The organism is Nonomuraea diastatica (assembly GCF_004349015.1).
In the GTDB taxonomy this organism is placed as follows: domain Bacteria; phylum Actinomycetota; class Actinomycetes; order Streptosporangiales; family Streptosporangiaceae; genus Nonomuraea; species Nonomuraea diastatica.
This window is the reverse complement of the sequence record NZ_SMKP01000311.1, coordinates 1-7,278: the sequence shown is the minus strand read 5'-3', so window position 1 is coordinate 7,278 and position 7,278 is coordinate 1. Positions and strand designations below refer to the sequence as shown.

7 protein-coding genes are annotated in these 7,278 nt (G+C 72.1%); 3 read left to right on the top strand and 4 right to left on the bottom strand.

What is annotated here, in order from left to right:
* Positions 1–155: 155 nt before the first annotated feature.
* Genes E1294_RS50220 through E1294_RS50210 form a run of 3 tightly spaced genes read right to left on the bottom strand, consistent with a single transcriptional unit; the run spans position 156 to position 2,091 of the window.
* Entirely contained in the window at positions 156–371 is a 216-nt protein-coding gene (locus tag E1294_RS50220) for a CDGSH iron-sulfur domain-containing protein (RefSeq protein ID WP_132519892.1), read from the bottom strand.
* A gap of 5 nt (positions 372–376) precedes the next feature.
* Positions 377–1,039 carry a response regulator transcription factor gene (locus E1294_RS50215; protein WP_246083855.1) on the bottom strand — a complete coding sequence of 221 codons (663 nt, stop codon included), beginning with the start codon at positions 1,037–1,039 and terminating at the stop codon, positions 377–379.
* The gene (locus E1294_RS50210; RefSeq protein ID WP_165977938.1) at positions 1,036–2,091 is read right to left on the bottom strand and encodes a sensor histidine kinase; all 1,056 of its coding nucleotides are present in this window, start codon (positions 2,089–2,091) and stop codon (positions 1,036–1,038) included. The genes E1294_RS50215 and E1294_RS50210 overlap by 4 nt, the downstream gene beginning before the upstream one ends.
* A gap of 88 nt (positions 2,092–2,179) precedes the next feature.
* On the opposite strand from E1294_RS50210, the gene E1294_RS50205 reads away from it, so the two are divergent.
* Complete coding sequence (locus E1294_RS50205) at positions 2,180–3,247, top strand: hypothetical protein (RefSeq protein ID WP_165977937.1); 1,068 nt, start codon at positions 2,180–2,182, stop codon at positions 3,245–3,247.
* Between the two features lie 383 nt (positions 3,248–3,630).
* Complete coding sequence (locus tag E1294_RS50200; RefSeq protein WP_132519883.1) at positions 3,631–4,275, top strand: class I SAM-dependent methyltransferase; 645 nt, start codon at positions 3,631–3,633, stop codon at positions 4,273–4,275.
* Positions 4,276–4,309: 34 nt separating this feature from the next.
* On the opposite strand, the gene E1294_RS50195 is transcribed toward E1294_RS50200, so the two are convergent.
* Positions 4,310–4,969, bottom strand: coding sequence for a FadR/GntR family transcriptional regulator (locus tag E1294_RS50195; RefSeq protein ID WP_132519880.1), 660 nt, complete (start codon positions 4,967–4,969; stop codon positions 4,310–4,312).
* Positions 4,970–5,228: 259 nt separating this feature from the next.
* Between E1294_RS50195 and E1294_RS50190 the strand changes: the two genes are divergently transcribed.
* The gene (locus E1294_RS50190; protein ID WP_132519877.1) at positions 5,229–7,151 is read left to right on the top strand and encodes a Xaa-Pro dipeptidyl-peptidase; all 1,923 of its coding nucleotides are present in this window, start codon (positions 5,229–5,231) and stop codon (positions 7,149–7,151) included.
* Positions 7,152–7,278 lie beyond the last annotated feature (127 nt).

Genomic DNA, 7,278 nt, shown 5'->3' with positions numbered 1-7,278 from the left:
GGCGGCGGGTGTTCCCCGCGTCGGCGTCGCTGCCGGCGCCCGTCTGGGTGCTGGAGCGGGCCGTGTGCAGCTGGCTGGCGCTCGGGGCCGCGCTGACCGGCGGCGTGCCGTACGCGGGCGGCCGGATCCGGCGGGCCGCCCACTCGGTGCGCACGCTACGGCGGCGGGTCCGGCTCGCTCGTGGCACGGAACCCGCCGGCCTTGTGCGAGCCGTCGCAGAACGGCTTGACCGAGGACAGGCCGCAACGGCACAGAGCGACGGTCGTCCGGCCGGCGTCGATGGGCTCGCCGTCCTGGGTGAGCAGCTCGAAGTCACCCCTGATGAGCAGGGGACCGTCGGCGCAGGTGGTGACGGTGACCGGGTCTCGCATGCCCGTCACCTGCCCCAGGGCTGAGCGCTCTCACCCGCGACCACGATCGCCAGCTCGTAGGCGCGGACGACGGCCTGCGTGCGGTCCCGGGCGCCGAGTTTGTCCAGGATGTTGGCGACGTGCGTCTTGACCGTCTCCCTGGTGACGTACAGGGTGGCGGCGATCTCGGCGTTGTTCAGCCCTCTGGCCAGCAGACGCACGACGTCGAGCTCTCTCGGGGTGAGACCGGGCACGTGCGCCGCGTCCCGGCGCGGGGCGGCCAGCCGCCGCAGGGCGTCGGGGAACAGCACGGCGTCCCGGCCGTGGACCACCCGGATGGCGGTGACGAGGTCGGACGCTGGCGAGCGCTTGAGCACGTAGCCGGCCGCGCCCGCGCGCAGGGCGGCCCAGACCAGCTGGTCGTTCTCGAACGTCGTGACCACGATGACCCGCGTGCCGGGTGCGCTGCGGGCCAGCTCATCGGTGGCGCGCAGGCCGTCCATGCCGGGCATGCGGATGTCCATGAGCACCACGTCGGCCGTCCGGCCGTGCTCGACGGCGGCGTGGCCGTCGGACGCCTCGGCGACCACCTCGATGTCGTCGTGCACGGAGAGCACGGTGGCCCAGCCCGAGCGGATGAGCGGCTCGTCGTCGGCCAGCACGACCCTGATCACCTGGGGTCTGATCACCGGGGAAGCGTCGCCGTGATCCGCCACGTGCCCTCCACCTCCTCCTGCTCGAACGTCCCGCCGGCCAGGCGCGCCCGCATCCGCATCCCCACCAGCCCGCGCCCGGCCCCTGACGGGGGCCGCCCGGCGATCGCGTTCTCCACGGTGAGGACGACGTCCGCGCCGACCGCCAGGTCCAGCGTGACCGGCCCGCGCCCGTGCCTGAGCGCGTTGGTGACGGCCTCCCTGGCGATCGCGTACGCCGTCCGCGACGTCGCCTCCGGCACCCGGTCCACGGGGTCGGCCCGGCACTCGACAGCCAGCCCGTGGACCAGAGCGTCCAGGGAGTCCAGCGTGGGCGTGCGGGCCTCGCGGCCCTCGTCGAGCACACGAAGCAGCACGTCGAGCTCCTGCTGCGCGTCGCGGGCCGCGCCCATCAGGTGGCCGAGCGACTGCTCCGCCACCGGGACCGTCTCCTGCCGCCGCAGTGCCGCCTGGGCCGCCATGGCCTGCACCAGGATGACGCTCAGCGCGTGCCCCACCGAGTCGTGCAACTCCAGGGCCAGGCTCTGGCGACGGCCGAGGTCCTCGATCACCCGCGACGGGTCCGCCCGCAGCAGCCTGCGGGCCGCCCGCTGCTGGCCGAGCCCCGCGCCTGCCATCACCGCCAGCACCATGACGATCAGGAGCAGGATCTGCGCCACCGTGCCGGGGTCCGCCCGCCAGCGGCCGGGCGAGAGCGCCGCGGGGACACCGGGCGACAACGCCAGCGCGCCCGCGCTCAGCGTGGCCCCCACGAACAGGTGCAGGGCCGTCAGGACGCCCAGGTAGACACGGTCCGGATGCTCGGGCACCGCCACGCCGAGCAACTCCCGCAGCGCGACGGCCTCCAGCCTCCTCACCAGCGGCACGCAGGCCACCAGAACCGACGCGGGCAGGCAGGCCGCCCACAGCAGCAGCACCCGCGACAACGAGATCTCCGTCACCACGAGCAGCGCCAGGACCGCCGCCACCGGTGTCAGCAGCGCCGCCCCCAGCAGCTGGTAGAGCACCGCCCTCCCGTGAATGGTCACAACTCCAGAAGCTAGCCGACGGGTAGCGCGGGCACCTCCCTCACGTGGGGGAGGCGGCGGCCGGCCCGGCTTCCTAGCGTGAGCTGGCATGAAACCACTCGGAGTACTGCTGTCACTGGCCGTGACCGCCGTCGGCGCGCTGTGGTGGACGACTCCGGCGTCGTACCCCTTCGGCGCTCGCGACCGCGTCACGGTCTCGCTCTCGCACCTGTTCGAGCACGACACGGGCGGGGCGATGACGGTCGCCGCCGGTCTCACGGGACTGGCCGTCGCGCTGCTTTCCGGCCGGCCGAACCCGCTGGTCAGGGCGGGCGCCGTCGTCCAGGTGCTGTTCTTCGGCGTCGTGATGTCCGACGCCGGCATCATGTCGCTCCTGGGCTACGTGATGGGACTGTCCCTGCCGGTGGCCCTCGTCGTGGCCCTCGTCGTGCCCGCCGTCAGGGCCTGCCTCCGCGGCCGGATCTGGGGCTACGTCGCGCTCGCCGCTCTGGTCGTGGTCGGCGCCGCCGTGGCCGCGTTCCTCGGCGGCGCCTTGTCGGCGTACGCGGTCAACGTCACGGCCGGGTTGCGCTCGTACGCGGGCCGCATGGCCTGGACGCTCGCCGACATGGCGGCGTTCGCCGCCTGGGTGTGGATCGCCTTCCGCCTGTTCGGCGGAGCGCCGCCCCGCTGGGCCGGGCCGGTGCGGGCGCGGCGGTGGGGCAGGATCGCCACCGTCGGGGCGGCTCTGTGCCCCCTGCCCTACGCCCTCTACCGGCTGACCTGGCTGACACCGTGGCCGACCGACATATCCGGGCCGATCGACCTGCCGCTCAGGTTGCAGGGACTGATGCTCGCCTTCGCGGCCGTGATCGCGTCCGTGCTCACCCTGGGCCTGATCAGCAGGTGGGGAGAGGTGTTCCCGCGCTGGATCCCCCTGCTGCGCGGGCGTCCCGTGCCCGTGCGGTTTCCCGTCGCCCTCGGGGGAGCGGTGGCGGGCGCCTGCTTGCTGGCATCGCCGGGGCTGGCGGTCAAGGCCGTCGAAAGCGGGGAACTTTGGGCGCTGCTGCTGTGGCCGTATCCGCTGTGGGGGGTGCTGCTCGGCGCGGCCGTGCTCGCGTACTGGCTGCGGCGCAGGCCCGATGGCGGCTACACGGCCGCGTCCACCGGCGCGTAGACGTGCGGGCTCCGGTGCATCGCCGGGAGCACGCAACGCCGTCCTGAGTCCACGTGGTCGCAGCGCTCGGCGTCCTCGCGCTGCGGAAGGGGCCCGGGGTTCACGTCTGGTAACGGCACTGAAGGGACGCTATAGGCGTCGCCCCGGGCGCTGGTCTCGGGGTGGCAACGATCGCAACTCTGAACGGTCTCATGAGTATCAGTGAAGCGTTACCGTGAGTGATTCCCGGTGGTGGTGGCGTGCGCTGGCCGTGAATTCGCCACCGGCCCCGCGCGGGCGCGGCCACAGGGTGGTGAGGCTGGGCGGCGTGCCACGGGCCGATACGCAGAGTGCTCGCTCGTTCAGGACGCGTCAGCGGCGCATCCGGGACCTAACGTGGGGGCATGGGGGATCTGTCGAAATTCCAGCGTCCGCGGTTCGCGCGCGCGTACGAACGGATGAGCGCCGCGTCGGAGCGGTCGGGGACGGCCGGGCACCGGCAGCGGTTGTTGTCCGGGCTGGCCGGACGGGTGGTGGAGATCGGCGCGGGCAACGGGATGAACTTTCGCCACTACCCTCCCGAGGTGCGCGAGGTGGTCGCGGTCGAGCCTGAGGACCTGCTGCGGTCGGCGGCGGAGCGGGCCGCGGGTGATGCGCCGGTGCCCGTGCGCGTGGTGGCCGGGCATGGCGGGGCGCTGCCCGTCGAAGACGACGGGTTCGACGCGGTCGTGGTGTCGCTGGTGTTGTGCTCGGTGCCCGACCAGGCGGCCGTCCTGGCCGAGGTGCGCAGGGTGCTCAGGCCGGGCGGGGAGCTGCGGTTCTACGAGCACGTGCGCTCGCTCGGCCCGGTGCTGGGCGTGTTGCAGGACCTCGTCACGCCGCTGTGGCGCGTGGTGGCCGGCGGCTGCCGCCCCAACCGCGACACCGCGCGGGCCATCAGGGAGAGCGGGCTGGTGATCGAGGAGCACACCCGCTTCTCGCACAAGCCGGTGCCTTCCACTCCGGCGCTGCCCCACATTCTCGGGCGCGCACGTAAGCCGGGCGCGTGACGCCTGTCGTCGCCCGCCGCGCGGTCGGAGGGCGCTAAAGGCCGCGTTCCTGCCGGTCGAGGATGGCGACGCAGACCGCGACAGCCCGCGCCGCGTCGCCGTCGGCGATCGCCTGCAGCAGGTCGGCATGGGAGCTGTCGGGGTCGAGCGCCGCCTGCTCCTGGTCTCTGACGCTGTCGCGCAGCGCGTCGCCCATGCTGCGGTAGAGGTCGCCGAGCAGCGCGTTGTGCGCGGCGTCGGCCACCCGCAGGTGGAAGTCGACGTCGGCGTCGGCGAACCCGTCGAGGTCGCCCTCCCTGCCCGCCGCGTCCCTGCGGGCCAGCGCCTCCCGCATCGCGGCGAGGTCCTGCTCGGTGCGCCGGCCGGCCGCCAGCCTGGCGGCCACGAGGTCGAGCCCGCGGCGCACGTCGATGATGTCCATGGCGGCGGCGGTGTCGAGCCGGCGGCGCAGAGCGATCTTGGACTCGTCGGTCGCGGTCACGTAGGTGCCGTCACCCTGCCGGGTGTGCAGCAGCCCCGCGTGCGCCAGCACGCGCACCGCCTCGCGTACGGACAGTCTGCTCATGCCCAGGCTCTGGGCGAGCTGGCTCTCGGACGGGATCTTGGTGCCGATCGGCCACACCCCGCTGGCGATCTCGCGGCGCAGCTCGTCGATGGCGGAGTCCACGAGCGAGGTCCGAGCGACGTTTCGCATGCACCTTCTCCTCACCGGCTGTTGACCATCCACCCTAGACGTTGCCCGGGCCGGCCCCGGTGACGCGGCGTCGGGAGGGCGGTAACGATGTGATCGCTGCCAGACGGCGGGCCTGTCCTGCGGCGGGGCCGCTCGATCGCGCCGCCCGGCCGGCGGGCCCTGGAACTCGGTCCTCGGCATCCTCGTCCGGGATCTTGTCAGGTTCCCCGCCGTCTGCGAGATTGCAGGTTATTTGGGTCAATTTTCCCGGAGGTCACGCGTGTCACAATTACGCCCGGCCCTCGTCGCTGTCGCCCTCACCCTGGCGGTCGCGACCCCGGCCCAGGCGGTCGCGACCCCTGCGATCATCGTCGAGAACGGCCGCACGCAACCGGTCTTCTCCTACGCGGACGCCGTCCGCGAGCACGTGTACGTCGAGTCCACCGTCGACAGCGACCAGGACGGCGCCCTCGACAAGGTCCGGGTGGACATCATCAGGCCCAAGGAGTCCGGCCCCGGGCTCAAGGTGCCAGTGATCATCGACGAGAGCCCGTACTACGACAATTCCGGCCGTGGCAACGAGGGAGAACGCAAGGAATACGATGAAGCCGGAAATGTCGTCAAGTTTCCGCTTTTCTACGACAACTACTTCGTCCCTCGCGGCTACGCCGTCCTCAACGTCGACATGCTGGGCACCACCCGGTCCGAAGGCTGCCCCGACATCGGCGGCAAAGCCGACGTGCTCGGAGGCAAGGCCGTCATCGACTGGCTGAACGGCCGCGCCAAGGCGTTCAGGGCCGACGGAACCCCGGCCGTGGCCGACTGGACGACGGGCAAGTCCGCCATGATCGGCAAGTCGTACGACGGCACCCTCGCCAACGCCGTCGCGGCCACCGGCGTGAAGGGCCTGGAGACGATCGTGCCCATCTCGGCGATCAGCTCCTGGTACAAGTACCAGCGCTCCAACGGCGTCATCTACAACTACGACTACGCCTCCTGGCTGGCCGGCTACATCGACACCGACCCCGCCGCCAAGTGCCAGGCCGTCCGCGACCGGATGGACGCCGAGGACGGCGACGACACCGGGAACCACAACCGGTTCTGGGCCGAGCGCGACTACACCGACGGCCTGCTGGGCGACGTCTCCAAGGTCAGGGCCAGCGTCTTCGTCGTCCACACGGTCAACGACCTCAACGTCAAACCCGACAACTTCTCCGCCTGGTGGAAGGCGCTGGCCGACAGGAACGTGCCGCGCAAGATCTGGGTCGGCCAGACCCAGCACGTGGACCCGTTCGACTTCGAGGGCCGCAGGACCCTGTGGGTGGAGACGCTGCACCGCTGGTTCGACCACTGGCTGCACGGCGTGCGCAACGGGATCACCCGCGAGCCCCGCGCCGACGTCGAGATCGGCCCGGCGCGGTGGATCACCCAGCGCGACTGGCCGGCGCCGTTCGCGGTCAAGGCGTCGCTACGGCCCGCGCCCGACGGCACGCTCGGGCTCAAGCCCGCCCCCAGGAAGAGCACCGCCTCCTTCACCGACGTCGCCATGAGCGAGAACGACATGGTGGCCGAGATCGGCACGGCGAACCCGGGGCGGGTGGCGTTCACCACCGGCCCGCTTTCGCTCGATCTGCGCCTGTCCGGCACGCCCACCGCCGACCTGCGGGTCAAGCTGGACAAGCCCACCGCCAACCTGACCGCCCTGCTCGTGGACTTCGGCGAGGAGAGCCGCGTCGACTGGCGGCGCGGCCAGGGCATCACCACGCTCACCGAGGAGGACTGCCACGGCGAGAGCACCGCGGCCGACGACGCCTGCTACCGCAAGGTCGTCACGAACGTGGCCACCCGGCCGCTCGAGATCGTCGCCCGCGGCTGGATCGACGTGCAGAACCGCCACTCGCTCAGCCACGCCACACCGCTGCCCCCCGGCACCTACGGCACGGTGAAGTGGCTGACGCTGCCGCAGGACTACACGTTCAGGAAGGGGCACAGGATCGGCCTGGTGATCGCCGGCACCGACGCGACCTACAGCGGAGAGACCGGCACCGGCGCCAACGTCACCGTCGACCTGGCAGGCAGCCGCGTCGTCGTCCCGTTCGTGCTCGGCACGCCGCTGCCGGACGTGCCGAAGGACAACGCCAGGTTCCGCGGTCCTGAGCGGGTGGATCTGCCGGAGCCCGAGCCCGGGTTCCACTTCTTCTAGTACTCCAGTGACACATCGCGATCATGGATCGGATCGGCGCTGGTAGTGGTAGTGCCGGGCTGTGGCTTGGTGGCGTCGGCGCCAGTGTGACCAGCGCAGAACGTCCGTGATGGAGCGGTGCCGGATC

Excerpts from the sequence above, each read along its gene's own strand:
- E1294_RS50220 (WP_132519892.1), bottom strand. The coding sequence starts at position 371 with ATGCGAGACCCGGTCACCGTCACCACCTGCGCCGACGGTCCCCTGCTC.
- E1294_RS50205 (WP_165977937.1), top strand. The coding sequence starts at position 2,180 with ATGAAACCACTCGGAGTACTGCTGTCACTGGCCGTGACCGCCGTCGGC.
- E1294_RS50200 (WP_132519883.1), top strand. The coding sequence starts at position 3,631 with ATGGGGGATCTGTCGAAATTCCAGCGTCCGCGGTTCGCGCGCGCGTAC.
- E1294_RS50195 (WP_132519880.1), bottom strand. The coding sequence starts at position 4,969 with ATGCGAAACGTCGCTCGGACCTCGCTCGTGGACTCCGCCATCGACGAG.